The sequence below is a fragment of the Vibrio sp. bablab_jr001 genome, from assembly GCF_016464285.1.
Lineage (GTDB): Bacteria > Pseudomonadota > Gammaproteobacteria > Enterobacterales > Vibrionaceae > Vibrio > Vibrio fluvialis.
In genome coordinates this window covers 37136-62656 of the sequence record NZ_JACDWZ010000041.1, presented here as the reverse complement: position 1 = coordinate 62656, position 25521 = coordinate 37136, and the positions used below count along the sequence as shown (strand labels likewise).

The following is a 25521-nucleotide window of genomic DNA, read 5'->3' as shown; positions in this document are numbered from 1 at the left end:
AATTACCCCTGTTATTTCATTGCGTGACCAATAGACTGAAGATAAGCGATGATGGCATCCATCTCGGTTTTACCTTCTACATCTTTTGCCGCATTCGCGATTTGTTCATCTGTGTATGGCACGCCAAATTTGTCACGGAACAACTCAAGTTTCTGTTGAGTGTATTTACCGTCAAGGACATTTTCAGCTAACCATGGGAAACCAGGCATGTTTGATTCAGGTACCAGTTCGCGAGGGTTAGTCAGGTGAACACGGTGCCATTCATCAGAATAACGACCGCCAACACGTGCTAAGTCAGGACCAGTACGCTTAGAACCCCACAGGAATGGATGTTCCCACACGCTTTCACCCGCAACTGAGTAATGGCCGTAACGTTCCGTTTCAGAACGGAATGGACGAACCATCTGGCTGTGACAGACGTTACAACCTTCACGGATGTAGATATCACGGCCTTCCAATTGCAGAGCAGTGTAAGGTTTCAGATTCTCTACAGGCTCAGTCGTTTGCTTTTGGAAAATCAACGGTGTGATTTCAACCAGAGCACCCCAGCTGATTGCGAAAACGATAAAAATAGCCAACAGACCGACATTGCGCTCAATGATTTCGTGGCGATTATTAGAATTAGAACTCATTCTTTCAATCTCCTTAAGCCGGTTGCTGGATAGCTTTTAAGCTATGCTTTGGTGCAGAAATCGTCTTATACGCGTTAAACGCCATCAGGAACATACCCGATAGGAAGATGAAACCACCGATGAAACGTACGGTATAGAACGGGTAAGATGCCTGAACCGACTCAACAAAGCTGTAAGTCAACGTACCGTCGGAGTTAACCGCACGCCACATCAGACCTTGCATAACACCAGAGATCCACATCGCAACGATGTACAGGACAGTACCGATGGTTGCCAACCAGAAATGGGCATTCACCAGACTCATTGAGTACATACGCTCTTGACCAAAGAGGCGAGGGATTAGGTGGTAAACCGAACCGATAGACACCATAGCAACCCAACCCAGAGCACCAGAGTGAACGTGACCAATCGTCCAGTCGGTGTAGTGAGAGAGTGCGTTGACTGTCTTGATCGACATCATCGGGCCTTCAAAGGTAGACATACCGTAAAAAGACAGAGAAACGATCAGGAATCGAAGAATTGGGTCGTAGCGCAGTTTATGCCACGCACCTGATAGCGTCATGATACCGTTGATCATGCCACCCCAAGATGGAGCGAACAGAACCAGAGACATCACCATACCCAGAGACTGAGTCCAGTCAGGTAGCGCCGTATAGTGAAGGTGGTGAGGACCCGCCCAAATATACAGAGAGATAAGTGCCCAGAAGTGAACGATTGACAGACGGTAAGAGTAAACAGGACGTTCAGCTTGCTTAGGAACGAAGTAGTACATCATACCCAGGAAGCCGGCTGTCAGTAGGAAACCTACTGCGTTGTGGCCGTACCACCACTGAACCATCGCATCCACTGCACCAGAATAAATCGAGTACGATTTACCCATAGATACTGGGATTGCCATGCTGTTCACGATATGAAGAACTGCTACGGTGATAATAAACGCACCGAAGAACCAGTTTGCTACGTAGATATGTGATGTCTTACGCTTCACTAGCGTTCCGAAGAACACCACGGCGTATGAAACCCAAACCAGAGCAATCGCGATATCAATCGGCCATTCAAGTTCTGCGTATTCTTTACCTGAGGTATAACCCAGAGGCAGAGAAATAGCGGCAGAAACGATGATCGCTTGCCATCCCCAAAATGTGAATGGGACAAGCGGGCCACCAAAGAGACGAGTTTGACAAGTACGCTGCACAACATAATAGGATGTTGCAAACAGTGCACTGGTACCAAACGCGAAAATTACCGCATTAGTATGCAGGGGACGTAAGCGACTATACGTCAGCCACGGCGTATCAAAGTTTAGCTGTGGCCATACTAATTGAGCGGCAATCAAAACACCAACACCCATACCGACAATACCCCAGAGAATAGTTACTAAGGTAAATTGACGGACGACTGTATAGTTATAGTTTTGTTCAAGCTGCTTTTCTTGGCTCATTTGCATGCTTCCAATGTCTAATTAACTACACTTTACTTCCAACACGACACATGTCGTAATGCCACCCAAGTTCACAATAAAAATTAATGTCTTTTCAGAACCTTAATACCTATTGCTGACTTTATAAAAAAGTGGCATTTTCAGCCGACAACTATACTGCAATTAACAATTCAATGACAGTGTAGTAACCTTACTATCCATCCGGATTTGGCCTTTTATTTCAAAACTTTGAAGTTTGTTACACGAGGAACTCACAGACATGGCGGCTGAAAAGCTTACTAAACACCGACTTGCTCAAATTATCATCACGCTGGCAATACTCGTTGGCGCATTTTTTTGGCGCACGATCACATATCGTGATGTACCAACTCAAGAGTGCATTCCAGAGCCAAAATGTTCTTTATTTGTGAACGGACAAAAAATAACTGTAACAAAAAGTGAAGAGTTCCCAGGCGTGTATATTATTCGTCCAATCCCCGAGGACTGGAGCCTGGAATCAAATGATGAATTGGTTCGAGATGGTGAAGAAGTGCAGTTAAAGGTGATTCGCAACAACTCAAAAACAAATAGCGCGATTAATATTAATGACTCGGTAAACATTAATATTATTAATTAATAATGACGCATAATTTGCGAGATAGGCTTCATTAAGTTAAGAGAAAGAATTTAATATCGCTTAAAGTTAATGTATAAAGATTGAAGAATCTTTTAACTTTATTCGCATATGCGATTGATAACGACTTTTACTCAAATCTCTGATCCTATAAATGCCGTTAGTCATCTGAAAGAGTCCCTTATATTTGAGGGGCTTTCCAGTTTGGTATTCTATTATACCGATGAGTATCCTGCCGATATATTATTCCGCTCGCTTAAGCAAGCATTTCCTAATATTCCTTTTGTTGGGTGTTCGTCCTGCAAAGGCGTGATGACGGAAAAAGGTTACCATTCCGGACCTGTGATCGCGGCGTTGGCAATCTATGATGCAGCGAGCAGTGCCTATGGTACAGGGCTGATCGGATTGGAAGACGATAAAGACCTCAGGAAATCAACGCGTAAGGCGATTCAGCAAGCGTTGAGGTCAGCTGGGCGGATTGGAGAAGTACCCAGCCTAATTATCCTTCATGCCACGCCAGGCCATGAAGAGCTTTTTATCGACGAGATTGACGATATTTTTGGTACTCAAATTCCCATTATCGGTGGCAGCGCTGCAGACAATTACATTCAGCAGCAATGGTCAAGCATGACCGAGCAGGGGTGGGTTAAAAACGGCCTGGCCGTCCAGCTGTTTTTTCCATCCAAACCTCTCACAACCGGATTTAGCGCAGGCTATTCACCCACAGAGTTTGTTGGCACCGTAACCAAAGCCTCCGGACGATTTATCCATGAAATCGATGGTGAGCCTGCTAAACAAATCTACAAAGAGTGGATCAGTGACCACTCCAGCGTTCAGATTTCAGAACACTACCTTTTTCACCATGTCACTCGTTTTCCGCTCGGCCGTGTCGCTGGCCATATTCACCAACAGCCTTATTACAAGTTGTCACATCCCGTTCGTATGACGCGTAGCGGCGCTATGGAGATGTTCACCGCCGTCGTCGAAGGGGAAACGGTAACATTGATGACTGGTTCCAGAGAACAACTGATCAACCGTGCGTCCCGGGTAGTCAAAGAGGCCAATACGCCAAACTATCATGAGTCTCAATTACTAGGGTCTATCATTATTTATTGTGCAGGCTCCATGCTGCGGCTGGGAGACGATATTCTCGGAGTTCAGCGTCAATTGAAGTCTCAAATGAACGGCCGGCCTTTTATTTGCCCGTTTACCTTTGGCGAACAAGGGCGTTTCATCGGTGGCGAGAATGCACACGGTAACCTGATGATCTCGTCAGTCCTTTTCTATGAGTCTGAGTAACCACCTGATGGAACAAGAAAAGATAGAACAGCTTAATGAGGCGTTAGTGGAGCTTGAGCGCAGCAAAGAACGCGAGCAGCGATTAGCAGAGGAAAATCGCGTTATTCTGGCTGCCTTATCGGCACTCAACCATGCGGACAACAAGTATCAGATCTTTGAAGAGTTGAAAAAAGTTCTCAGTCGTTATATTCGATTTGATGACTTCATCGTGATTTCAAAAGAAAAAGAGAGCCGAACTTTCTCGACTTATCTGGCGTCTAACCTCGCATTTCAAGGCAAAGACTGGTTCAACGGTGACAAGTTTCAGCGTGTATTGGATGGTGAATGCATCATTCTTTTTGAGCCAAGTAAACTCGAAGAATTTCGCAATCTGAACCACTTTCTTAAAGACCAAATCAATTCCGCATTGGTCACTGGTATACGAGCGCAGACCAGTGATTCGGTACTGCTGCTGCTTGGTACGAGAAAAGGGCAGTTTAGTCTTGAAACCAAATCGACTCTTTCACGTTTTCGACCTCTGTTGGAGCGTGCGATTAACGACATCGAACATAAAGAGGCACTGCAAAAATTGGTCGATTTGAAAACCCGTGAACTGAAAATCGCCCAGCAACAAGCGGAGCAAGCAAATCAGTCCAAATCCCAGTTCCTTGCGATGATGAGTCATGAGCTACGAACACCACTCAATGCGGTATTAGGTTTGATTGATTTATTACGTGATGACTCTGATGCCTATCAGCAAGAAATGCTGGAGCAAATGGAAAATTCTGCTGAGCTTCTATTAGTCATCATTAATGACATTCTGGATCTCAGTCGCATTGAATCCGGGCATTTTGAGTTACAACGTCACTGGATAAGTTTAAGTAAAAAGTTGCAACACGCGCTCGAGTACCATAGTCAAGTGGCGCAGGCCAAAGATATTAAGTTCAATGTCAAAGCTTCAATTTGCGAGCAGTTTGAGTATTGGGTTGATTCTGTTCGCCTCACACAGATCTTGTTCAATATCATTGGCAATGCCATCAAATTTACTCATCAGGGGTTTGTCGATGTATCGTTGGTTACCGCCCGGGATCGTCTTGAAATCGAAGTCCGTGATTCCGGTATTGGTATCGACAACGAGCGTATTGAACATCTGTTTTCACCGTTTATTCAGGCTGATACGTCAATCACGCGTAACTATGGGGGAACAGGCTTGGGTCTGGCGATTACTAAACATCTGGTTGAACTCATGGGTGGCACCATAAAAGTAAACAGCAAACTAGGCGAGGGAAGTTTGTTTACAATCTCGATTCCGTTGGAATCGAGAAGCACTGCAGCCGCCAATGAGAATGCGGGCCAACTGAGTGATACCAAAACATACGATGCTCTTGATAACAGCAAGCACATTCTGGTTGTAGAAGACACAAAAACGAACCAGATGGTTATACAGTTATTGTTAAATCGAATGGGTTACAGCGTAACTATTGCTAACAACGGACAACATGCTTTAGAGCTCATTGAAAAAAATAGAAGTTTTGATCTTATTTTTATGGACATTTCGATGCCCATTATGGATGGAATTCAGGCAACCAGAATCTTGCGATCTCAAAGACTGACCACTCCAATCATTGCGCTGACCGCACACTCCATGAATAGTGACCATCAAAACTGTTTGGCCGCTGGTATGAACGATATTGTGTTAAAGCCCATTCGTAGCAAGGAACTACAACGAATCTCAGATCGCTACCTCAATCGCCGCTGATAGAAGATACCTATCCCGGTTATGTCGCCATTTTGATGCTCAACAAGAAAGAGCAGAAGCCATTAGATATGACCACATAATTACTGTATTGATTACACGTGTTTCACGTTAATCAATATAGTAATTATATACTTTATGGTAAATTGATTATGTTCAATGAGTTAGAGCATTATCAAGTAAGCTAGGGGCATACGTAATGTATGTTGTTATTTTCATATATTTAATTTAACATAATATACATAATGCGCACTGAAGTAGTAGCTCTTTAAGCTGTACCGCATACAACATTAGTCCGCCCAAAGCCATTGATATACTTGAAATTCCTAGCCCGTTAAACTTTTTTCCGATGCTTTGCCATAGTGCTTGGGCTTCGTAGGTTTTCGCTTTATCCATCGCTAAACCGATTAGAGCCTTTTCTTTGTCTTCGCCTACAGCTTCCGCCAACATAAGTATTTGATTTTCGCTAAGAAAAGTTCTGCCTTTTCTTACTTCCGTAATCATTTGTGGGCTTACACCCAAATCGTGAGCTATCTGCTTGTATTGCACATAGTTCATCTGCGTTTTGTACGCATCTAAGAGTTGGTTTGTGTACATTTTCATGCTCTCGAAATTTCCTCTCTGACCTGATTCTAGTCTTTTAATACAAAATTTGCTGTGTTGACAGTACATAGAATTCTGTATTCAATCACCACAGAAATTACTGTACTCGGCCGCCTTGGATGCTCGACCTTAACTCGACTCCTTGGTGGCCTCCCAACTAGTTAAGGTGGTTGCTATGTCTATTCACGCTTTACCTCTATCAGATGCTGTCATTCTCGACACGGAAACTACGGGCTTAGATTCGAGTGCACGTATCGTCGAAATCTCACTCATTAATGCTGAATCCGGTCGGACTCTCTACAGCGGCCTGGTGAATCCCATGATTCAGATTCCTGCTGAGGCTACGGCTATTCACGGCATCACCAATGAAGATGTTGCGGATAAGCCAACGTTTGATGTCGTTTGGAATGAAATCAAAGGGTTAATCTTTGATAAGCAAGTTATCGTTTACAACTTCAATTACGACTACCGACTCATCAAACAATCGCTCTCAGACTTCGACTACCCGTTGGCGAATTTGATTCATTTCTTTGGTGGCTGTCATTGTGCAATGGCTTGGTATGCGGAGTTTTATGGTGATTGGAATGATTTCCATGAATGCTACAAATGGCAACGTTTGACCACTGCCTGTGCACAACAAAATATCGATGTGTCTGATCTAACTGCACACCGCGCTCTGGCCGATTGCGAAATGACTCGCCGACTGATTCACGCCGTTAACGGAAAACTTGAGGGCTGAATCATGACTGGCGACTTCATCCTATTGACCACTGAGGACATTGAAAGCATCACGTTCATTCTGGCCGTGTATGTCTCGATGTTCTGTTTCGCTGGGTTCATGGGCGCACGCATCGTCAGTTTTATCCTAGATGCAATAGAACGTTACACCGTGACATTTGAAGTTAAGCGTTTGATTGTGCGTCGCAACCAGTTAGCCCGTGAAGTTTTTCAGCTTGAACAGCAACGTCACGCGCTTAAACGTCAAAGTCTGGATGCGTGATTATGGATACCATCTACTTCGACAACGAACCCAACATCGGACTCAACGTCTATTTCCCTTGGGGTCATCGCTTCTTCAAATCTCAGTTTGAGTTTGACCTGTATCTGTCGACGCATTACGGCACCGACCCATATCAACTGGTCGAAATCACTGATGAAAACTACCAGGAGCTGCTGCTCAAGGGGGTTTTCCATGCCATCTAAAGCGCATCCGTTCCACGATTCGATTCGTCCGGTCAAGGTTGATCACCTGGCGTTTACCTTTGCGTATTCCGACCTGCGTCACTTAGACCGTTCAAATGACCAGGACTTCGTGAATCTCCAGTTCCCTGAGTATCGAGAGCCACCACTCTCTACACCAGAGCAGCTGGAACACGCCATCACAAAATACAAGAACAAGGTGCGCAAAGTCTTAGCGCATCGCCTGGAGGAATTCATGCAAAAAGTCATGGGGTTCCGTCTGTCACCGATGCGTGGTCGCGGCCTGCATGGTTACAACGATTCTGCGGTGATCCTTGACCCAACGGGCACCCAAGAATGTGGCCTGATAGGTATCGGCGGCAATAACGACACGGTATTCGTGCAAATCAACGGTACGGGCTGCACTCGTCTGTTTGAGCGTATTTCCCACACCAAACTGCATTGGTGGTTGGCCACGATTTTGGGTGTCACTCGCCTAGCCCGTCTTGACCTGGCGGTGGATGACTACACCGGAATTTTCAACGCTCAGTACGCTGAGAAGTGTTTTTATGAAGGCGCATTTCGCACGGCCAATCGTGGTCGTGGTCCGTCAATGGTTCCTCATAAACGCATTACCGAAAGCGGCGAACTGATGGAAGAAGCCACCATCGTGGGCTCTCGTTCGTCGTCGGTGTACTGGCGTATCTACAACAAAAAGCTGGAGCAGAAAATCTCTGACCCTGAGCTGGTTTGGTATCGCAACGAAGTCGAGCTGAAGAAGTGCGACATTGATTTGCTGGCCACGCCCGCCTCGGCCTTCGCTGGCCTGTGTGATTTTGCCGCCTCAATTGAGCCAGCGGCACCAGTGAAATTCAGCAAGAACAAGAAAGCGCAAGGTCTGGAATTCTTCGCGCGTATCGCCTGGGTGCGTCGTCAATGTGGCGTTGCCCTGGCTGAAGTGATTGCAATGACGGAGGGTGACCTGGGCGAAGCCTTTGGAATGCTCATTCCTCATAAACATCGACGGGACGACTTTGACCAACTCGGCGTTCCCGACTCTTACACCCAACTGAAACACACCATAACGGAGTTAAGGCAATGGCAACCATTACAGGTATCGCAATAAAGACGTTCCCGAAATCGGGCACAAAAATCGCTGAACTGTGCGTATTACGTCCGGTGGAAACCGTGAACGCTGAGAAGTTTGAGCAATACGGCATCGGCTTTAACACCGATATTCCTTACAACAAACAACCGCTGCGCGTGAACCTGGAGTACGCCCAAAAGCTTATCCAGTCCCGCGCCTTTGTCCCGAACCGTGACTACGACATCAAGTTTGGCAGCAATCCGGAAGATCCGCTTGAAGTCGTGGTGACTGACCTGGTTCCGGTCGACGAAGACATTAAGAAATACTTTGCTGAACAGCTCAAGAAATAAGGGGCTGTCATGAGCAAGTGCGTAATCGACTACAACGGCTATGTGATGACGTCATCGACGGCCTGCGATTACGTGGTGTTAACGTCAGACGAAGCCAACAACCTACTCAATAACACTTCGTCTGATTCGTTAAATATCGACCCTGCTTTGTACTCCACCGTGTCGGGCTATCTGCTGTTGTCCCTCATTGGTGGCCACATCCTTGGTCGAATCGTTAAAGCCCTCGGTAGAGGGTGACACTGTCACTAACAACGGAGATACACCCATGAAATACATGAACCTTCTGAAACAACACTCTGCAAAAATCGCGGCGGGTACTGGTGCCCTAGCCCTGTCTGGTGCGGCTCGTGCTGACGTTGCCGAATCCATCACTACGGCGGTCTCGACTGGCCAGGCTAACTACACGCTGGTTGTGGTTGGTCTGATTGGTTTGGCGGCCATCGGTTTTGGTCTGCGTGCCATCATCGGCGCGATGCGTTAAGCCATGGTCGAGCTGATATCTAACGTCATCACCATACTCTTAGCCCTGGCTAATGGTGGGGCGTTCATATACGGCTTCTACACTGGAATCAACGCCTCCTAACGGGGGCGTTTTACTTCATGGGGTGGCTTATGCAAACTGCAATCAATACCTGTCTGACTCTCCTACTCTTGCTGACCACTTTTTTGGCCGCGTCTTCTTATGCATCTGAAGAGATAAGTTGTCCGATTGGTGTTAGCAGTGGTAGCCGAGTTTGGGACCGTGCTCTGTATGGCGATGCTCCTTACATATGTTTAGGTTCCTCGGGTAATTGTAAATATCGTCTCGATTTCACTTCTATTTGTCCTAATGATGGTAGTAACGAATGTTATGGTACGTTTGTTTCTACAGGTGATGTTTGTACAGAGTCCGAGGGCTCAAACGGGGATGTGATGTGGCCCGGTGGTGATTTCGGTGACCCTGATGGTGGTGATGGCGGTACAGACCCGACAGACGAGCTTGACCCTAAGCTGGTTTCCTATGACGTGGCGTGTGGGTCTTACTTCTATGACTACGGCAATACCAAAGGCTGGAACGGGAAATGTGACGGCACGCTGTATGTGCCCGATTACACGCAACCACTCAAGAACATTAAGAATACCATTGAAGAGGCTCGACAATTGTCTTTTGGCAATTCGGCCAAGCTCGATACCCTCAGCGAGTCAGTCACTCAGCTTTCAGCCGATACCGCGCAAAAACTGGCGGAGACTGAAGAGAACCTGTCCAAGAAAATCGATGAACTGTCTGTCCAAGTGGAGAACGTCGACCTGTCAGACTTAGACCCTAAATTTTCTGAACTGAAATCCAGCCTTTCCAGCTTGAACGGTATGTCAAATTACTACTTCAACGCGATCATGGGTAACGTCTCTGGCCTGAGTGGGAATTTCAATCAGGTTAACAGCAATATCAACGGCGTGTCAGGTCAACTGAACACACTCTACAGCTCTCTGAATAGCCAAATGTCCTCGGTCGCCGCTTCCGTGAATACTGCCAACGGTAACATCACAACCCTTTCTGGTGATGTCGCTGCATTGTCTTCTCAGGTTTCTGACCTGTCCGGCTCATTAGATGGTCTCGGAGAAGTCGACCTGTCCGGTGTTGAATCCAAACTGCAAGGCATCCAAGAAACACTCGACGGTAACGGTCTGGTTGGTCGTCCCTTTGAGGGGCAAGTCGATTTTGAAGGTAACGGCCTTTACGGTTCGGACGCGATTGACAAGCTCCAGGGCGAAATCGAACAGCTTCAGGAGCAATACCAGGAGCAGATGGGACAGTTTAAGTCCCTGTTCACGTTCGACGAATCTCAGCTTAACTCTGGCGAGTACGTCAAACACGAATGGACGTTCACCTTTGCCAATGGCCGCACCAACTCATTCAGTTCAGGTGTGTTCCCTGCACTACTCCAGAACGCCAACTTCATCGCCGCCGTGCTGCTGTTCCTGGCGGTACTGCTTGGCATCAAAGCCCTGACGGATTAGGAGGAAGTATGCAATTTCTCATTGATCTCATTAGCTCACTCGGCGACTTCGGCCAAACCATCGTCGACTTTCTGGACTTCGTCCCAACCTACTTCCAACAGCTCGTTGCCTACATCAACGTGTGGTACATCAAACTCAAACTCGTGGGTCTGATTTGGACAATGCAGGTCTACTACGCCACCGCCAAGATACTGCTGGAAGAAATCGGATTCACCCAGGCGATTGCCTCGGCCTTTAACGCGCTGCCGGATGAACTGCGCTACTACGCGCATGCCTTTGGCCTGCCTCGTGCTATCAGTGTCTATTTCAACTTCGTCGCCACGGGCTTCGTCATGAAAATGCTGAGGTAACACCGATGGCCATCACCATTCGCACGGGCGCGAACGGCGCCTACAAATCTTCCTACGTTGCCTACTTTGTTATCCTGGAAGCGCTCAAAGCGGGTCGCGTGGTCGTGACCAACATTGAAGGCATGCAACCACTGGAAGAAATCGCGCGCCGGTTCGATATCGAGTTCCCCAGTACGACCCGTTTGATCCGCATCTTCAGCCGTGACAAGAACGGCATCGACCTGTGGCAGCACTTCTTTTGCTGGTGCCCACTGGGGGCGCTCATTGTCATCGACGAATGCCAGGATATTTTCTCTAAGAACATCGGCTTTCGTATGGAGAAAATCACTCACCGTCCTTTGGCCGAGTTCCTGCCGCATCTGCCGAAAGACTATGAGAACTTCTTCAACTCGCGCCACGTCCCTGTCGATATGTCCAAGCTCGACGCCTCGGAGATAGACGACCGCGGCCAGGCAGAATTCGACGAAAACGGGCGCATCATCTACCCGCTCACGTTTAACGAAGGCTTCACCCGCCATCGCAAATACAACTGGGATATAGAGCTGCTCTCACCGGATTGGGCGCAGATTGATACCGTCATGCGCGCCTGTTCGGAGCAGTGCTTCTTTCACAAAGGCAACGACGGTATGTTCTGGGCGAAGCGCAAACCGCTTATCTACAAACACGCGAAGAACACCTCAACGCCTGTCATCCCCAAAGGCAAAGACCCCAACGTCATGTCGGTCAAAATCCCGCTTGATGCGTTCCTGCTGTACAAGTCCACGGCCACCGGAAAAGCGCAACAGTCCGGCGCCGTGAACGTCCTTTATAAAAACCCGAAATTCCTGACGGCCTTGGCCGCGGGTATCGGCTGCATAGGATACTTTCTCTATGGTTTATCCGGTTTGGTTCTTGGTACTTCTGAGGAAGTATCGGACGCGCCCACGGCGCACACTCAATCTCAGGTTTCTCAATCGACCCAAGGCGCTGGTCAAAAAGATGCTGAAGGTGCTGGCGTTCTACCTGCTCGTGGGGCTGGCCATCCGGCTAACAGCGGTGCCGCTGATTCAGTTGCTCTTGCATCAAGCCGGGTTGAACTGATGCGTCAAATGTTGGGACTCTATGAAATACAGAGCCTCTACTACACTGGCCACACAACCAGGCAAACCAACAAAGGCTTTAAGTTCATGGTCACGCTGGAAGCCAGGACGCCGGAAGGCACCTATTACTTTGATGACACCTTCCTCAAGGCCAATCACATCAGCTTTGTGCACTACGACGATTGCCTGTTGCAGCTGACTAAGGAAGCGGTCAATCTGAACGTGTTCTGCAAGCCTCGCCAGGAGCAACAACGCGAACCCGAACGCGCTGAAATCAAGCTGAACTCGATATTCTAGGACTGCTATCATTTTTCGAACCGGCGAAGTATTTTCCCGGCGAACGATGCAATCAAAACAGCGATTTTGCCTGGAACAATCGAGTTATTTTGCTATCATATTTCGACCAGGTAAAATCTGCAGAAAGGAAAAGTGATGGCGATAACCATACGAGATACAGAGCAGCATGAGAAAATGCTGTCAGACCTGAAAGACCTGACCAACATCCCCACCATGTCCAAGAGTCTTATCCAGGGCGGCTACCTCGCGCTGCGCTACCATAACCTGTACGAGCAAGAACGCCGAGAGAACGAGAGACTGAAAGCGGAGCTGCGAAGCCTTCGCGGTAAGGTCGATGTGTTCGTGACGGCCTTTGATGCGCTCAAAGCCAAATAACACGCCCTGAGCTGCTGCGAAGGGATAAGCGCCCTACTCAGAACGCCAAGAAACCCGCCAGGCCACTGGCGCGAGACAAGCCCACTTCGGTGGGCTTTGCTGTCTCCAGGGAGAACAAAAACAGCCGCCTCCCTGCCAGGCCATTGCTGCTGGCCAGCGAAGATGGATCTTCAATGATCTCTATTCTTAAAGCGCCTGGTGTTTTGGTGTTGGCGAAGGCCGCGGACGACGACGAAGACTGAGGAGGAGGAGCAGACGCAGCCAACCCCCGTTCTGTATCACGGGGGTAAATTCCACGTAAACTCATGGCGTTAAAGGGGCTCAGACAAAAGCTAACCGCCCTTTCGGGCGGTTAGCTTAAAGTAAGCAAAGGTTATTCAATTCTATTCAATAGGTAAAATATAACGACTATATAGATGACTAAGTCTATTAAATCTTCGGTATGTTCTGATAGATCCCACCGTCGAATTCAAATGTCAAACTTATTACATCCCCCCTCCACATTAGGTATTTTCATTTTCACTAATAAAAAACCACTATATAACGATATTTTTTTTGAAACCCAACTCATAATTTAAACTAATAAAAACAATAATATAACCCAAAAAGACCACAATTGAGGCACAAAAAGGGACAAAAACGCCCCAAAAATACTTGCATTTAACCCACTTTATGGTTAGAATGGTATCAGAACGTGAGAAAAGCGTTCTTAAATGCATAAATGTAAACCAGAGCATATAACTAAGTGCTCATTAAAAATGTATTTAGGCCAATAGTGCTTATTACATTCAAGCAATCAACTATGGAGGAAATTCTATTTAATGAAAAATATTAATGATCTAGCTGATCTATTTGTTCTTATAGCTTTTAGAGCAAAAAGAATATGTATATTTCGGGCCCTTAGTTCTCACATTAATTAAACACGCGGCGAAAGGGGCCTGAAGTACCTTTCTGCTGTGAGAACGATGCTGCTTATTATAAGGATAATCTTATGAAGCATAAGCAGTACAACAGTGAAGAATTCACCATCACAATCACCGTTTCCAAACAGGTTTGCCATGATGATGAGTTTATTGATTTGAACGATGTAAAGTCTGAAAAGATTTACCCTATTTCGGACGCCAACAATGGAGGGAAACCTAAAAAATGGTATAAGACTTACCTGTCACCTTTTGTACTGTATCAGGCTTTTTTGGGTGCATTCATTAGCTTGGGTTTGACTTATTTATTTCTTAGTTAGTTTGTAGTACACCGAGACGGTCGACATGCGGGTATCATGTCGACGGTGCTCTCGGAATAGGAGCGACATTATGGCAACAATTTCAAAAGTATCTTCCGCTGAAAAACGAGTAAGGATTACTGCAGAGTTAGAGGAAAAGATTTTAAATGTTGCAGGTACAAATAAATTTAACGATGCACTACCCACTCTTGATAGAGCATTGAACCTGTACAAGATGGTTATGGATGCCCAGAACTCAGGTTCAAAGTTCTATGAGGTGGATGAAAATGGTGAGAAATACACTGTTAAATTTGTATGATAAATAAAAAGGCAGTAGTTTTTATCTACTGCCTTTTTTTATCTTTTACAATTGCAGATAGCTCTACTTATTTTTAATACTCGAGTCATAATATTGTTTTCGATCGGTGAATTAATTTCCAATAAAGCTATTCCAATTAAAAGCTGCTGGGGAGAGATCATTGCTCCAGTTGGTAATTCGAGTTTATCGTAATGCATTTTAAATCCGTTCCATTCTTCTGATTTTGACAGCTCTCGGCCTTTCATCAACCTCATCAGCCTTTTGCACTCAGGTGGAATATTTTTCCCCTTATCCCATTCCGTGACTGTTCTCACACTTTTAAAACAAAGTTCCGCTGTCTGTTCTTTGGTTAGGCCACATTCAAATTCACGAAAAATGTAATTCTTGGTCATCTCGTGATACTTCACTGTCAATACTCCGAAAAGGAGTATTATTGCGATATGTGATATGCACCCAAGGATTATACATAATGACGCTAATGCGCACTAAAGTGGTGGAGCTTTAACATCGTGTATCTGACCTAAACATCGCCTGCACTGATGTGGATTCTTATAAATCGCTCTGGTATTTGATACTTGTACTTTGTTCCAGCCTTGATCACTTTCTTGATTCGCATGCACAACTGACCATCGCCTAATGTTGAGACTTTGACTATCTGTGTTTGCTTGTCGTTGTTGTGTTTCATCTCGATGAATACATCACAAAAACCCTTTGTATCGATGTTCTGCTTGGAAAGCACTTTGATTATTTGAGATTTTATTTGTCTGGCTACAGCGTTAGTTTCCGAATCATCCGCAAATGCAAACTGGGAATTCAATACGATCAGCGCGGTTAGTAACTTTACTTTCATTTGTCGCTCCATAAAAAACGGCTGAATACTACATTGAGCATTCAACCGTTTCAGTCTGAAGTTTCTTTGTTCCGTAACGCTTAACGCACTACTGAAAATTCGATGTATACAGAAACCTATATTCAGCGACTCTTTTTGGTTTTATCACCATTCGTCTTGAAACCTTGATGTGGGAAGACATTTCGAATTCTTTGCTGTACTTTTTTCGGTACCTGATTCGAGAACACCAACTTCATGCCACTTCTTCGATGATAGACTTTAAGCTCACCATCAAACGGTGCATGCTCACCAATTTCAGCCACATTGTGCTTAAACGATGGCGGGAAATGCCCTTTTGCATCGGTTACTGCTCCGTCTTTAAACTTAACTCTCAGAACAGGCCTGTCGACCGCAACCAACCAGAAAATGACGATTGCAGCAATCAAAATCACATACAGCATCTTGCTAACTCCTAATCAGACAGCAATTTACTCAAATCTTCTTTCAAACTTGAAACCGTTCGACTCGCTTTCTCGCTGCGAGATGCCTCACTCAAGAGATATTCAATGGCATCAGATAGCGTACATCCGAGTTCATTGGCTCGCACAGACAATTTTTCCCAAACCCGATAGTCAAGATCAATCGACTTCTTACGTGTATGAAGCTGTTCAGCATTAAAATGGCGCTTTCGCTTGGCGCGAATTGCCTGTTTGAGCTTATTTTCCAGCTCTGGTGCCATATGCTGCTCAATCCATTCAAGTACCAATGTCGGCTCATGTTCAATGGATTTTAGCTCACGGACAGCGTTATCGGCTTCACTGCGATCAATATGATTGGTGATCGCTTCGCCATCTTTCCATTTTTTGATTAAGTACTGCCACTTCCAACCGCATTCCAAGTTTTCGAGTTGTTGATATTTCATGTCTGGCAAACCTGTTAAAAATTAGGGTGACAGCGTAACCCAAATCGTACTTTGTTTTCAATTCAATCCGTTAAAAACAAGACTAAGATCATCCCAAATATCAAAGCTATTCGCGCTTTAGGTTTTTCTATATAATTTACGTCCTTTTCACCATTTCGATGATTCAATGACACAAGATATCTGGCGTTTAGTCACGCCCCAGTATGATCAATTCAATGCTGAGTTTTCTCAATACCCTAGCCTGCCTCCTGTTTCTCTGTTTGGTACTCAAACTAGGCTTTCACAAGCGATTGAAAGATTCATACACATCAATGGATTTAGTCGTGTTCTGTTGATTAATGCTCCAGACAATTCCATTTATCGCTCTCTGATAAAGGAACAAATGGATAGCCTCGTCACAACGGCTCCGGTTGTCGTCACTGAAACATTGAATATGGTGACTATTTTTGGCCAGGTTAAAGCCGAAAATGGCCAAGTCGTCAATGAGACAAGCGGATTACTGGACCAAGCAAACAATGGTTATCTTATTGTTTCAGCGAACCTTTTACTGGCCAATCCTGCCACTTGGCCAATGCTGAAATCAGCCATTCTTGGTGATCCCGTTTCGCCACTCAACTGTGACCCTAAGTCACCAATCCAAACACCATTAAACAAGCGCTATAACATTAAGTTAGTGGTGGTTGGCGATAGAAATCAATTGGGTGATGTGGACTTCCTTGATGCCGATATACACGCAGGACTTTGTTTGTTCAGTGAACTCGAAATGGATATCAAGATTGAGCCAGAAACGATTACAACCTATCTTGGCTATTTACGATGGATCGCTAATCGATACCAGCTGCCGGATCTTAGCCAGAATGCCATCGAAGCCGTGATGACTGCCGGAGCACGTTATACAGAAGATCAGCACTACGCTCCGTTGTGTGTCATGTGGCTACGCGCTTTACTCGAAGAAGCATCACTCATCAGCAGTGGACAGCGTATTGAGGAAAACCATGTCGAGCTAGCGCTTAACCAACGTTATTATCGTGAGTCTTATCTGCCTGAAAGAGCGCTCGATGACATTCTTGACGGTCAAGTAATCATTGAAACTCAAGGTGAACAGATAGGACAGGTAAACGGCTTAACTGTCATTGATATTGCTGGACACCCTGTTTCTTACGGCGAACCTGCACGTATTTCGTGTGTTATCCACTTTGGTGACGGCGACATCTCAGATGTTGAGCGCAAAGTTGAACTGGGTGGCAACTTACACGCCAAGGGTATGATGATTATGCAGGCGTTTGTAAGCAGCGCCCTGAACCTTGACGTACCACTTCCTTTTTCAGCATCCGTTGTGTTCGAACAGTCGTATAGCGAAGTCGATGGTGACAGCGCATCGTTAGCTGAACTGTGTTCTTTAGTCAGTGCTCTGTCCGAGTACCCTATTGATCAGCAAATTGCGGTAACTGGCGCTGTTGATCAATTTGGCCGTGTTCAGGCCGTAGGCGGACTGAATGAAAAAATTGAAGGCTTCTACCGTGTTTGCCAACATCAAGGTTTTACAGGGGAACAAGGTGTGATTCTGCCAAAAAGCAACCTTAAACACCTTGCGCTTCATAAATCTGTCGTCGAAAGTATTAAAAATGGTGAATTCAATATCTGGCCAGTATCCAATGTTGATGAAGCTGTACCGGTGCTCATGAACAAGCCGTTCCGTGGTGATGATGAAGAGAGCGTGATCAGCCGGATAGCAGAACGAATTGAAAACTTTGAAAAACACGTTCAGCCACAAGGATTTGTGGAACGCGTCAAAAACTGGTTTGTCTAGTACTGATCGGAGTTGTTTGGCGTACACGTGTTCACTAACATGCACCCTATCAAAAATTGGAGTAATTGATAATGCAGAACAAACGCGACTCTTATAACCGTGAAGATCTTTTAGCTTCTAGCCGTGGCGAACTTTTTGGCCCTGGTTACCCTCAACTACCAGCACCAAACATGCTGATGATGGACCGAGTGACTAAGATGTCTGAAACTGAGGGTGAATTCGGTAAAGGACTTATCCTTGCTGAACTAGATATCACTCCGGATCTATGGTTCTTCGATTGTCACTTCCCTGGTGACCCAGTCATGCCTGGCTGTCTTGGTTTGGATGCCATGTGGCAGCTGGTTGGTTTCTTCCTTGGCTGGGTTGGCGGTAAAGGTAAAGGCCGCGCTCTGGGCGTTGGTGAAGTAAAATTCACAGGGCAAATTCTGCCAACAGCCAGAAAAGTCACTTACGAAATTCATATGAAACGTGTTGTGAACCGTAAACTGGTTATGGGTCTTGCTGATGGCCGCGTACTGGTGGATGGAAAAGAAATCTACGTTGCTAAAGATCTGAAAGTTGGCCTTTTCCAAGACACTTCAGCATTCTAAAACGCTGCGATTGAATCTAGCCGCTCAGTTGAGCGGCTTTTTATTAGTGCAATATTTAGTTATAGTGCGTCAGGGTGTGTGTCTATATAAAAAGCCCCTTTCGGGGCTTAGATCCTGTGTTGTATGTGGAGGTTATTTATAGAGACCAGTCTGTTTGTCTTCTCTCGCTTCACGCCAACCACCTAGCCAGAAGGAACGAGCTTCCATTTGCTGATAGGGACACTCTTCTTGCGATCGACCATTCAGGCCAGCTTTGTATCCCTGAGATTGTGCTCTTTCCAGGCGATCACGCTTTTGTCTCTTCATAGTGAAGTCCTCATACAGTAGCTTGTGTCTAACTTACAACTATTAAAATGGCGTGGCATTTTTATTACCACACCATTAAGAATTGCTCAAAAAACCACCTTCATCAAGGCAAAAAAAAGCACAAGTCCAGATCTGTGAACTTGTGCTTCGTTTGACAAAAATTTGCTATTTTCTACGGAACCCTAAAAAACCTAGTACAGCAAGCATCCATAAGCCGATGCTACCACCACTACGTTCAGTCGAAGTATCATCTGTACCACGCTCAGAGATGTCGTCACTTGTCGCTCCAACAATAGGTACTAGCTTAATCGCTACCGTAGTTTCGTCCTGACTGCCTCCACCACAAGTGGCATTGTATGACGTTGTATCATAACCACCGTCACATTTTAGAGCGGTCGCAGAAATCACACCGGCATCATTAATGTCCGTTGCGTCAATGATACGGTATTGGTTATTGTTGCTTGAATAGGTGCCACCGTTCGTCAGGTTATCCAACCACCAGCCTTGATTATTAAACACCGCGCGGCGATCAGAATCGGTGCCAGTGCCGTTGTATGGATAGATGAAGCCACGTTTACGACGAGGTTTACCACTCGCTTCACGAGTTGACTCAGCATCAATTTGCCCAACAATTTCGTTGTAGTTGTTAATCGCGCCGGCTTTACCACCAGCACCATCAAAGAAAATGCCATCAGACAGGAATGTAGCAGATGGTGAAGAAGCCGAAACATCTGAAACGACAAACAGACGGTTTGCTGCTGCACCGTTTGATGGAGCGCTACCTTGACGTTTGGCTTCGCCGATTGCAATTAGGTTACTGTTAACCGATGTTAAGCGAGTGTTTGAATAGATGTGGTCACCACTGGTTCCACCATTGGTATACACTTTTGCATTCGTTACACCCACAGTTGTCCAACTCGATGCTGTATCAAAACTTCCTTCCGCTACTTTGGAGATACTTGCTTCCATATAGTTGCGATTGCTGTAGAAGCTGTTATAACCCACGGCATAGATGGTCCCATCTACAATGACAAAATCACGTAGACTGCCTTGTGCGATAGAGCTGTTATTGTAAACTTCCGTCCCACTTGGCCAGTTTAACTCAACTATATCACTAGCATTCCACATTGCCGCCTTTGAGGAATAGTAGGTGCCATTAGTATTTGTTGCGGAAGTCGAAACACTACCTACAGTATACGTACCATCAGTTTTCCAAGCGCGAGATTGCAGATAGCTGCTAGTTGTAATGTTGTCCGCCAATGCATCAACTGTATTGCGGCGGTAGCTGGTCACGTCACCCGGTGTCAACTGAATACCAACAGGATCACCGCTGCTATCAATACTGTTGATAACAGTATTATAGGTAGAGTTCACTAACGTTCCTGATGTTGAACTACCTGTAAAAGCGTAAGAGTTTACCGTTGTATCACCAGTAATCTCTTTGTTCCACAGGTTCCAGCGCAATGAAGCCCAGGTTTCACATGTTGAGTACAACAATTGGTTGTCACAGTAGTTCTCAAAATCGTCAGAGTCTTGGATGTAGTAAAATGCGTTGTCCATGGCGAATGGAGCTTCTTCACGGAAGCTCAGACCGTCAACCGCTTCGCCAGCATTGGTTTCAGTCACTCGGGTTTCACCACCGAGAGTATAAGCGGAACAAGTTACACTGTCACCAGAAACCGTCGAACTATTAAAACAGTTATCAGAAGCACCAGTAGTTGTGGCAGACTGAATTGCGACGCCATAACCACTGACATAATCACTGTTGTAAGTGAGATCAGGCGTGACTTCCACCACCTGATACAAAGCTGCTGACGCGGAAGTCGACGATAAGATCGCGGCGGTAATAAAGGTCAGTTTAAAAGTGTTACTACTCATTGGTTTCATTAACTTTCCTGTTGCATTGCTTCAAGCTCTTCCCAGCGCTCGAATGCAATTTCAAGCTCCTGCTCTGTTGCAGCTAACTTGTCTAAAATGGGTTGTGTTGCTTCTACAGGCTGACCAAAAAAGTCCGGGCTATTCACCTGTTCCTGCAGAGCTTCAATCTCAGCTTCTAATTCTTCGAGTTTGACCGGCAGAGTTTCCAGCTCGCGCTGAAGTTTATAAGATAACTTCTTAGACTTAGCCTTAGAAGACGCGGTTTTGGGAGATTCCTCAACCACTTTCTCTGCTTTGACTACTTTTTCGGCATTACGGGACTGCAGAACCTGCTGACGCTGTTGCTGGGCATCGTGATAGCCTCCAACAAACTCTTCAATGACACCGTCGCCTTCAAATATCCAACTCGATGTTACGGTATTATCAACAAACTCACGGTCGTGGCTTACTAACAATAACGTGCCTTGGTAATTGGCAAGCAAATCTTCCAAAAGTTCCAAGGTTTCGATATCTAAATCGTTAGTTGGTTCATCGAGCACCAATAAGTTGTTCGATTTCAGGAAAATTCGCGCTAAAAGCAGACGGTTTTTCTCACCACCAGACAGAGCCTTAACTGGCGTACGAGCACGTTTGGGAGCAAAAAGGAAATCCTGCAGGTAACTCAGCGCATGACGCTGACGGCCTCCAATCGTGACCTCTTGCTTACCATCTGCCAGGTTATCAATGACCGACTTTTCCGGATCCAGCATTTCACGATACTGGTCAAAGTACGCCACTTCCAATTTGGTGCCGCAATGCAGACGGCCCGAATCCGGTTGAAGCTCACCAAGCAGCAGTTTCAGCAATGTACTCTTACCACAGCCGTTAGGGCCAACCAGCGCGATACGATCGCCACGCATGATGTTAAAGCTGAAATCTTTAACAATAGATTTACCATCGATGGAATACTGCAGATTCTCCGCCTCAAAGACGATCTTGCCTGAACGAGCCGCGTCATCGATTTGCAGATTTACTTTACCTTGCACTTCACGACGCTCGCTACGCTCTTCACGCAGCTTTTTAAGCGCTCGTACGCGGCCTTCATTGCGAGTACGTCGAGCTTTGATTCCCTGACGGATCCAAACCTCTTCCTGAGCCAGTTTCTTATCAAACTCGGCATTCTGCATGTCTTCAACGCGAAGCTGCTCCTCTTTCTCGACCAGATATTTATCATAGTTGCCCGGGAACGAGTTCAGCTTGCCGCGATCCAAATCAACAATACGCGTCGCCATTGATTTGATAAAGGCACGGTCGTGAGAAATAAAGATGATAGAACCACGGAAATCTTTCAGAAAACCTTCCAGCCACTCAATGGTCGTAACGTCCAGGTGGTTGGTTGGTTCATCAAGCAGCAATACGTCCGGATCACAGACCAAGGCGCGCGCCAGAGCCGCTTTACGCTGCCAGCCACCTGATAAATCCGTCAGTTTCGTATGGCCATCAAGCTTCAGAGCACTCAGAACATTCTTGATTCTGTCTTCGAAACGCCACGCGCCAGCATGCTCAAGTTGTTCTTGAATCGCAGATAAACGCTTTATATTGGCTTCTGTCGGCTCTACCGCCACCAGATCCAACAGATCCTGATAGATCTTCAGTTGCTGACCGACTTCTTTTAGGCCACCAGCGACATAGTCGTAAACGTTACCTTCCTGATCGCGAGGCGGGTCCTGCTCCAGGCGCGAAACGACAACATCCTGCATAACCTGCATTTTGCCATCGTCCATGATGGTTTCACCCGCCAGCACTTTCATCAATGTCGATTTGCCCGCGCCATTGCGGCCAACAAGACAGACGCGTTCATTTTCCTGCAGCGCAAAATCTGCATGGTCCAGCAATGGGTGATCACCAAATGCCAGTAACCCGTTATGGATGGTAATTAATGCCATTATTTTCTAACCATTGAGTTAATTCGTTGATATCAAAAGGCCAATTCAGTTCAGAGTTCTGATAGGAAAGTACGGGGATTGTGACCCCGTAACGAGAAAACAGTTGGTCGTCGAACGCAATGTCGACGACGTTAACCTCTTGAACTAATTGAACTTGTTTAAGCAAGTCATAGGCCATTTCACATAAATGACAGCCTTCCGTGCTGTAGAGAGTTATCACATCCGTGCCCTATTAGTTTTTGTGCGTCACGATCCAGCAGTTGTGAATGTGTTTGTTACGCTCGAAATCAAGAGGCAGTGTCTGAGATGAAATATTCTGAGCCTGAAGACCCAGCGCCTCCATCTGATCCATATCCATCTTGAAGTGACGTTTATTATTTGAGAACACAATCGTGCCCTCTGGACGCAAAATACGCTTCAGGTTCGTCATCAACTGGATATGGTCGCGCTGAACATCAAAAGACTGTTCCATGCGCTTTGAATTCGAGAACGTCGGAGGGTCAATAAAGATTAAGTCATACTGACCAGTCGCCTTCTCCAGCCACTGAAGACAGTCTGCTTGCACGTACTGGTGCTGACGACCCACCTGACCATTGAGTGCCATATTCTCTTTTGCCCAATCCAGATAGGTTTTAGACATATCCACGGTAGTCGTCGATTTTGCACCGCCACAAGCTGCGTGCACGGTGGCAGAACCGGTGTAAGCAAACAAGTTCAGGAAATCCTGACCTTTCGCCATTTGGCCCAAGCGGCGGCGAGTCAACTTGTGATCTAAAAACAGGCCGGTATCAAGATAATCAAAAAGGTTAACAATCAGTTTTACACCGTATTCTTGGGCATACATGGTTTCTGATTGTTGGCCAAGCTTCTGGTATTGCGAGGCTCCTTTCTTCTTCTCACGAACTTTCAGCACGACTTTGTTAGCATCAACACCCGTCACCTGAATGGCAGCGCGAATGATGTCAGTCAGACGGCGTTTTGCCGTCTCTTCAGGAATGCTTTTCGGAGCTGCATATTCCTGAATTACCAGATGATCGAGATAGATGTCGATGGCAACATTGTATTCCGGTAAATCGGCATCATAAATGCGGTAACAATCCAATCCTTCGCGTTTAGCCCATTTACCGATCTTGCCCATGTTTTTCTTAAGACGGTTAGAAAAATCAGGAGCAACCAACGATTCCTGGCGACCTTCTGTTAGCTCCGATTCTGCTCGAACGGCAATACTGTAGTTCTTTTGGTGACACGGTAACGCACCGTTGTTCAATTTGAACTGCTTTTCAGCACGCATGCGTAAACACGCAAGCAGCTCATCAGAGCTGGAGAAGATGGAAGCTTGGCAACCACCAAACTGCGCCTTCAACTGGGCGCCAAAAGCGGTGTATAGCGCGATGAGACCGGGATGCGTACCTAAACGCTCACCGTATGGCGGGTTACAGATGATCACGCCGTTCTCAAAGCCTGTAGGACGCACCAGTTTTGCTGCATCACCGACCGTGAACTCAATCAAATCACTCACACCAGCACGACGCGCGTTATCTTTAGCAACCTGAACCACTCGAGAATCGTTGTCAAAGCCATAAAACTTAGCGTCAACTTTTTTGGCGCCTCTTCTGGCCTGTACATTCGCCTCAGATTTAATGGTCGCCCACAGCTCTTCATCGAAGTCTTCCAGCGCTTGGAAGCCCCACTTCTCGCGCTTCAAACCAGGGGCAATATTAGCCGCCATCATGGCAGCTTCAATCAATAGCGTACCGGAACCGCACATTGGATCGAGCAGAGATTTAGACTCATTCCAACCACTGCGCATAACAATCGCGGCAGCCAGTGTTTCACGCAGTGGCGCTTTGCCCGACTCTGGGCGATAGCCGCGCATGTGCAAGCCACCACCAACCATATCGATGCCTAGAAGTGCTTTGTCATTGTGTAGGCGCACATGGATACGAAGATCTGGATGATCTTTACTGATCGACGGGCGTGGTAGATTTTTCTTTTCAAAACAGTCCACTACCGCATCTTTAACTTTCATTGCGCCATATTGGCTATTACGAATTTCGCGGTTGGTACCATTAAAGTCGACCACAAACTTTTTAGTACTGTGGAAATGATTTACCCAATTGATGGCTGTCGCTGACAGGTACAAATCCATGTCGTTCTGACAGTTAAACTCGGCAACCACACGTACGAATCGAGAAGCAAGGCGGCTCCACAAGCAACAACGGTAAATCTGCTCGTTGGTTGCTTTAAATTTCACCCCTGCCTGTACAGGCTTGGCATCGACAATCCCTAAATTTGTTAATTCTTCGACTAATAGGTTCTCAAGACCGTTTGAGGTAACCGCTAGATACTGATTCATAGTGTTCTTTGACTGGTAAAAATGGCCTCAGATTATAACTGACAATGCGGACCATTCCTAAATCTAAACGAATCATTTCACTAAAAATCCCTACAAATGGCGATTAGTCCAACAGACGTAACTGGCGAGCTTCCTCAGTGAGAGTTTCCGAATCACCTCACCTATTTACAGCACTCAGAGACGAAGTGAGTATTTATTCACCCTAAAATTGGACTATACCAGAGAAACTTTTACACTGTAAATTAGTTACAAAATGACGTAAAACGGGAATAAATAGGTGGAAAGATACGCAACAAGCACCAGAAAGCCTGTCACTTTTGCGCTAAAAA

Annotated in this window: 30 protein-coding genes; 18 read left to right on the top strand and 12 right to left on the bottom strand. The window is 46.0% G+C overall.

Annotated features, from left to right (window positions below; translation table 11 throughout):
- Positions 1 to 11: 11 nt before the first annotated feature.
- Positions 12 to 632: a cytochrome-c oxidase, cbb3-type subunit II gene (gene ccoO, locus JIG40_RS06240; RefSeq protein WP_020331077.1), complete on the bottom strand. Its 621-nt coding sequence runs from the start codon at positions 630 to 632 to the stop codon at positions 12 to 14.
- A 13-nt stretch (positions 633 to 645) separates the two neighbouring features.
- Positions 646 to 2073 carry a cytochrome-c oxidase, cbb3-type subunit I gene (gene ccoN, locus JIG40_RS06235; RefSeq protein WP_020331078.1) on the bottom strand — a complete coding sequence of 476 codons (1428 nt, stop codon included), beginning with the start codon at positions 2071 to 2073 and terminating at the stop codon, positions 646 to 648.
- 259 nt (positions 2074 to 2332) lie between these two features.
- Here ccoN and JIG40_RS06230 point away from each other — a divergent pair, with 259 nt between their 5' ends.
- From JIG40_RS06230 to JIG40_RS06220, 3 genes are all read left to right on the top strand, one after another.
- Positions 2333 to 2689: a hypothetical protein gene (locus JIG40_RS06230; RefSeq protein WP_158151023.1), complete on the top strand. Its 357-nt coding sequence runs from the start codon at positions 2333 to 2335 to the stop codon at positions 2687 to 2689.
- Positions 2690 to 2797: 108 nt separating this feature from the next.
- Positions 2798 to 3985, top strand: a complete 1188-nt coding sequence (locus JIG40_RS06225; protein WP_199251213.1) for an FIST N-terminal domain-containing protein — start codon at positions 2798 to 2800, stop codon at positions 3983 to 3985.
- 7 nt (positions 3986 to 3992) lie between these two features.
- Positions 3993 to 5723 (top strand): ATP-binding protein, encoded by a 1731-nt coding sequence (locus JIG40_RS06220; protein WP_199464989.1) that lies wholly within the window; start codon positions 3993 to 3995, stop codon positions 5721 to 5723.
- A 225-nt stretch (positions 5724 to 5948) separates the two neighbouring features.
- On the opposite strand, the gene JIG40_RS06215 is transcribed toward JIG40_RS06220, so the two are convergent.
- Positions 5949 to 6317 (bottom strand): DUF3693 domain-containing protein, encoded by a 369-nt coding sequence (locus JIG40_RS06215; protein ID WP_199465042.1) that lies wholly within the window; start codon positions 6315 to 6317, stop codon positions 5949 to 5951.
- Positions 6318 to 6498: 181 nt separating this feature from the next.
- Between JIG40_RS06215 and JIG40_RS06210 the strand changes: the two genes are divergently transcribed.
- The 13 genes from JIG40_RS06210 (at position 6499) to JIG40_RS06150 (ending at position 14576) form a co-directional block, all read left to right on the top strand.
- Positions 6499 to 7062, top strand: coding sequence for a 3'-5' exonuclease (locus tag JIG40_RS06210; RefSeq protein ID WP_199464988.1), 564 nt, complete (start codon positions 6499 to 6501; stop codon positions 7060 to 7062).
- 3 nt (positions 7063 to 7065) lie between these two features.
- Positions 7066 to 7323, top strand: coding sequence for a hypothetical protein (locus tag JIG40_RS06205; protein WP_199464987.1), 258 nt, complete (start codon positions 7066 to 7068; stop codon positions 7321 to 7323).
- Between the two features lie 2 nt (positions 7324 to 7325).
- The gene (locus tag JIG40_RS06200) at positions 7326 to 7526 is read left to right on the top strand and encodes a hypothetical protein (RefSeq protein WP_055453532.1); all 201 of its coding nucleotides are present in this window, start codon (positions 7326 to 7328) and stop codon (positions 7524 to 7526) included.
- A complete protein-coding gene (locus JIG40_RS06195; protein ID WP_199464986.1) occupies positions 7516 to 8628 on the top strand; it encodes a replication initiation factor domain-containing protein in 1113 nt (370 codons plus the stop codon). The genes JIG40_RS06200 and JIG40_RS06195 overlap by 11 nt, the downstream gene beginning before the upstream one ends.
- Positions 8601 to 8939, top strand: a complete 339-nt coding sequence (locus JIG40_RS06190) for a DUF1293 domain-containing protein (RefSeq protein WP_055453530.1) — start codon at positions 8601 to 8603, stop codon at positions 8937 to 8939. Before JIG40_RS06195 ends, JIG40_RS06190 begins: the two co-directional genes overlap by 28 nt.
- A 9-nt stretch (positions 8940 to 8948) precedes the next feature.
- Positions 8949 to 9176, top strand: a complete 228-nt coding sequence (locus JIG40_RS06185) for a hypothetical protein (RefSeq protein ID WP_081035198.1) — start codon at positions 8949 to 8951, stop codon at positions 9174 to 9176.
- A gap of 28 nt (positions 9177 to 9204) precedes the next feature.
- Positions 9205 to 9420: a hypothetical protein gene (locus JIG40_RS06180; protein ID WP_244662642.1), complete on the top strand. Its 216-nt coding sequence runs from the start codon at positions 9205 to 9207 to the stop codon at positions 9418 to 9420.
- Between the two features lie 431 nt (positions 9421 to 9851).
- Positions 9852 to 10937 carry a hypothetical protein gene (locus JIG40_RS06175; RefSeq protein ID WP_199464985.1) on the top strand — a complete coding sequence of 362 codons (1086 nt, stop codon included), beginning with the start codon at positions 9852 to 9854 and terminating at the stop codon, positions 10935 to 10937.
- Positions 10938 to 10945: 8 nt separating this feature from the next.
- On the top strand, positions 10946 to 11287 hold the full coding sequence (locus JIG40_RS06170; RefSeq protein WP_199464984.1) for a DUF2523 family protein: 342 nt from the start codon (positions 10946 to 10948) through the stop codon (positions 11285 to 11287).
- 5 nt (positions 11288 to 11292) lie between these two features.
- Positions 11293 to 12663 carry a zonular occludens toxin domain-containing protein gene (locus tag JIG40_RS06165; protein WP_199464983.1) on the top strand — a complete coding sequence of 457 codons (1371 nt, stop codon included), beginning with the start codon at positions 11293 to 11295 and terminating at the stop codon, positions 12661 to 12663.
- 135 nt (positions 12664 to 12798) lie between these two features.
- The gene (locus JIG40_RS06160; RefSeq protein WP_061056524.1) at positions 12799 to 13038 is read left to right on the top strand and encodes a hypothetical protein; all 240 of its coding nucleotides are present in this window, start codon (positions 12799 to 12801) and stop codon (positions 13036 to 13038) included.
- A gap of 991 nt (positions 13039 to 14029) precedes the next feature.
- Positions 14030 to 14278: a hypothetical protein gene (locus tag JIG40_RS06155; protein WP_199464982.1), complete on the top strand. Its 249-nt coding sequence runs from the start codon at positions 14030 to 14032 to the stop codon at positions 14276 to 14278.
- A gap of 70 nt (positions 14279 to 14348) precedes the next feature.
- Positions 14349 to 14576: a hypothetical protein gene (locus tag JIG40_RS06150; protein ID WP_199464981.1), complete on the top strand. Its 228-nt coding sequence runs from the start codon at positions 14349 to 14351 to the stop codon at positions 14574 to 14576.
- Between the two features lie 38 nt (positions 14577 to 14614).
- On the opposite strand, the gene JIG40_RS06145 is transcribed toward JIG40_RS06150, so the two are convergent.
- The 4 genes from JIG40_RS06145 to matP all read right to left on the bottom strand — a co-directional run bounded on the left by JIG40_RS06145 (position 14615) and on the right by matP (position 16327).
- Positions 14615 to 14983: a phage protein gene (locus JIG40_RS06145; RefSeq protein WP_199464980.1), complete on the bottom strand. Its 369-nt coding sequence runs from the start codon at positions 14981 to 14983 to the stop codon at positions 14615 to 14617.
- Positions 14984 to 15096: 113 nt separating this feature from the next.
- Positions 15097 to 15426 carry a hypothetical protein gene (locus JIG40_RS06140; protein WP_199464979.1) on the bottom strand — a complete coding sequence of 110 codons (330 nt, stop codon included), beginning with the start codon at positions 15424 to 15426 and terminating at the stop codon, positions 15097 to 15099.
- 122 nt (positions 15427 to 15548) lie between these two features.
- Positions 15549 to 15866, bottom strand: a complete 318-nt coding sequence (locus tag JIG40_RS06135) for a DUF3634 family protein (protein ID WP_020331087.1) — start codon at positions 15864 to 15866, stop codon at positions 15549 to 15551.
- 11 nt (positions 15867 to 15877) lie between these two features.
- The gene (gene matP, locus JIG40_RS06130; protein ID WP_020331088.1) at positions 15878 to 16327 is read right to left on the bottom strand and encodes a macrodomain Ter protein MatP; all 450 of its coding nucleotides are present in this window, start codon (positions 16325 to 16327) and stop codon (positions 15878 to 15880) included.
- Between the two features lie 166 nt (positions 16328 to 16493).
- On the opposite strand from matP, the gene JIG40_RS06125 reads away from it, so the two are divergent.
- Together JIG40_RS06125 and fabA are read left to right on the top strand one after the other, a co-directional pair.
- On the top strand, positions 16494 to 18137 hold the full coding sequence (locus JIG40_RS06125; protein WP_158151052.1) for a Lon protease family protein: 1644 nt from the start codon (positions 16494 to 16496) through the stop codon (positions 18135 to 18137).
- A 71-nt stretch (positions 18138 to 18208) separates the two neighbouring features.
- A complete protein-coding gene (gene fabA / locus JIG40_RS06120; protein WP_047456811.1) occupies positions 18209 to 18727 on the top strand; it encodes a bifunctional 3-hydroxydecanoyl-ACP dehydratase/trans-2-decenoyl-ACP isomerase in 519 nt (172 codons plus the stop codon).
- 132 nt (positions 18728 to 18859) lie between these two features.
- On the opposite strand, the gene rmf is transcribed toward fabA, so the two are convergent.
- The 5 genes from rmf to rlmKL form a co-directional block, all read right to left on the bottom strand.
- Positions 18860 to 19033, bottom strand: coding sequence for a ribosome modulation factor (rmf, locus tag JIG40_RS06115; protein WP_020331091.1), 174 nt, complete (start codon positions 19031 to 19033; stop codon positions 18860 to 18862).
- 165 nt (positions 19034 to 19198) lie between these two features.
- Positions 19199 to 20920, bottom strand: a complete 1722-nt coding sequence (locus JIG40_RS06110; protein WP_199464978.1) for a DUF3466 family protein — start codon at positions 20918 to 20920, stop codon at positions 19199 to 19201.
- Positions 20920 to 22836 (bottom strand): ABC transporter ATP-binding protein, encoded by a 1917-nt coding sequence (locus tag JIG40_RS06105; RefSeq protein WP_061056531.1) that lies wholly within the window; start codon positions 22834 to 22836, stop codon positions 20920 to 20922. Before JIG40_RS06105 ends, JIG40_RS06110 begins: the two co-directional genes overlap by 1 nt.
- A complete protein-coding gene (locus JIG40_RS06100; RefSeq protein WP_143682736.1) occupies positions 22814 to 23056 on the bottom strand; it encodes a glutaredoxin family protein in 243 nt (80 codons plus the stop codon). The genes JIG40_RS06105 and JIG40_RS06100 overlap by 23 nt, the downstream gene beginning before the upstream one ends.
- A gap of 12 nt (positions 23057 to 23068) precedes the next feature.
- Entirely contained in the window at positions 23069 to 25192 is a 2124-nt protein-coding gene (gene rlmKL / locus JIG40_RS06095; RefSeq protein WP_047456808.1) for a bifunctional 23S rRNA (guanine(2069)-N(7))-methyltransferase RlmK/23S rRNA (guanine(2445)-N(2))-methyltransferase RlmL, read from the bottom strand.
- Positions 25193 to 25521: the final 329 nt, after the last annotated feature.

Bases quoted from the DNA above. Each gene is read 5' to 3' on its own strand.
- JIG40_RS06135 (WP_020331087.1), bottom strand. From the start codon at position 15,866: ATGCTGTATGTGATTTTGATTGCTGCAATCGTCATTTTCTGGTTGGTT.
- JIG40_RS06175 (WP_199464985.1), top strand. From the start codon at position 9,852: ATGTGGCCCGGTGGTGATTTCGGTGACCCTGATGGTGGTGATGGCGGT.
- JIG40_RS06220 (WP_199464989.1), top strand. From the start codon at position 3,993: ATGGAACAAGAAAAGATAGAACAGCTTAATGAGGCGTTAGTGGAGCTT.
- JIG40_RS06170 (WP_199464984.1), top strand. From the start codon at position 10,946: ATGCAATTTCTCATTGATCTCATTAGCTCACTCGGCGACTTCGGCCAA.
- rlmKL (WP_047456808.1), bottom strand. From the start codon at position 25,192: ATGAATCAGTATCTAGCGGTTACCTCAAACGGTCTTGAGAACCTATTA.
- JIG40_RS06225 (WP_199251213.1), top strand. From the start codon at position 2,798: ATGCGATTGATAACGACTTTTACTCAAATCTCTGATCCTATAAATGCC.
- JIG40_RS06230 (WP_158151023.1), top strand. From the start codon at position 2,333: ATGGCGGCTGAAAAGCTTACTAAACACCGACTTGCTCAAATTATCATC.
- JIG40_RS06140 (WP_199464979.1), bottom strand. From the start codon at position 15,426: ATGAAAGTAAAGTTACTAACCGCGCTGATCGTATTGAATTCCCAGTTT.
- JIG40_RS06125 (WP_158151052.1), top strand. From the start codon at position 16,494: ATGACACAAGATATCTGGCGTTTAGTCACGCCCCAGTATGATCAATTC.
- JIG40_RS06155 (WP_199464982.1), top strand. From the start codon at position 14,030: ATGAAGCATAAGCAGTACAACAGTGAAGAATTCACCATCACAATCACC.
- JIG40_RS06110 (WP_199464978.1), bottom strand. From the start codon at position 20,920: ATGAAACCAATGAGTAGTAACACTTTTAAACTGACCTTTATTACCGCC.
- matP (WP_020331088.1), bottom strand. From the start codon at position 16,327: ATGAAATATCAACAACTCGAAAACTTGGAATGCGGTTGGAAGTGGCAG.
- JIG40_RS06200 (WP_055453532.1), top strand. From the start codon at position 7,326: ATGGATACCATCTACTTCGACAACGAACCCAACATCGGACTCAACGTC.
- JIG40_RS06105 (WP_061056531.1), bottom strand. From the start codon at position 22,836: ATGGCATTAATTACCATCCATAACGGGTTACTGGCATTTGGTGATCAC.
- JIG40_RS06180 (WP_244662642.1), top strand. From the start codon at position 9,205: ATGAAATACATGAACCTTCTGAAACAACACTCTGCAAAAATCGCGGCG.
- ccoN (WP_020331078.1), bottom strand. From the start codon at position 2,073: ATGAGCCAAGAAAAGCAGCTTGAACAAAACTATAACTATACAGTCGTC.
- JIG40_RS06190 (WP_055453530.1), top strand. From the start codon at position 8,601: ATGGCAACCATTACAGGTATCGCAATAAAGACGTTCCCGAAATCGGGC.
- JIG40_RS06195 (WP_199464986.1), top strand. From the start codon at position 7,516: ATGCCATCTAAAGCGCATCCGTTCCACGATTCGATTCGTCCGGTCAAG.
- JIG40_RS06185 (WP_081035198.1), top strand. From the start codon at position 8,949: ATGAGCAAGTGCGTAATCGACTACAACGGCTATGTGATGACGTCATCG.
- JIG40_RS06205 (WP_199464987.1), top strand. From the start codon at position 7,066: ATGACTGGCGACTTCATCCTATTGACCACTGAGGACATTGAAAGCATC.
- JIG40_RS06215 (WP_199465042.1), bottom strand. From the start codon at position 6,317: ATGTACACAAACCAACTCTTAGATGCGTACAAAACGCAGATGAACTAT.
- rmf (WP_020331091.1), bottom strand. From the start codon at position 19,033: ATGAAGAGACAAAAGCGTGATCGCCTGGAAAGAGCACAATCTCAGGGA.
- JIG40_RS06160 (WP_061056524.1), top strand. From the start codon at position 12,799: ATGGCGATAACCATACGAGATACAGAGCAGCATGAGAAAATGCTGTCA.
- fabA (WP_047456811.1), top strand. From the start codon at position 18,209: ATGCAGAACAAACGCGACTCTTATAACCGTGAAGATCTTTTAGCTTCT.
- ccoO (WP_020331077.1), bottom strand. From the start codon at position 632: ATGAGTTCTAATTCTAATAATCGCCACGAAATCATTGAGCGCAATGTC.
- JIG40_RS06150 (WP_199464981.1), top strand. From the start codon at position 14,349: ATGGCAACAATTTCAAAAGTATCTTCCGCTGAAAAACGAGTAAGGATT.
- JIG40_RS06210 (WP_199464988.1), top strand. From the start codon at position 6,499: ATGTCTATTCACGCTTTACCTCTATCAGATGCTGTCATTCTCGACACG.
- JIG40_RS06165 (WP_199464983.1), top strand. From the start codon at position 11,293: ATGGCCATCACCATTCGCACGGGCGCGAACGGCGCCTACAAATCTTCC.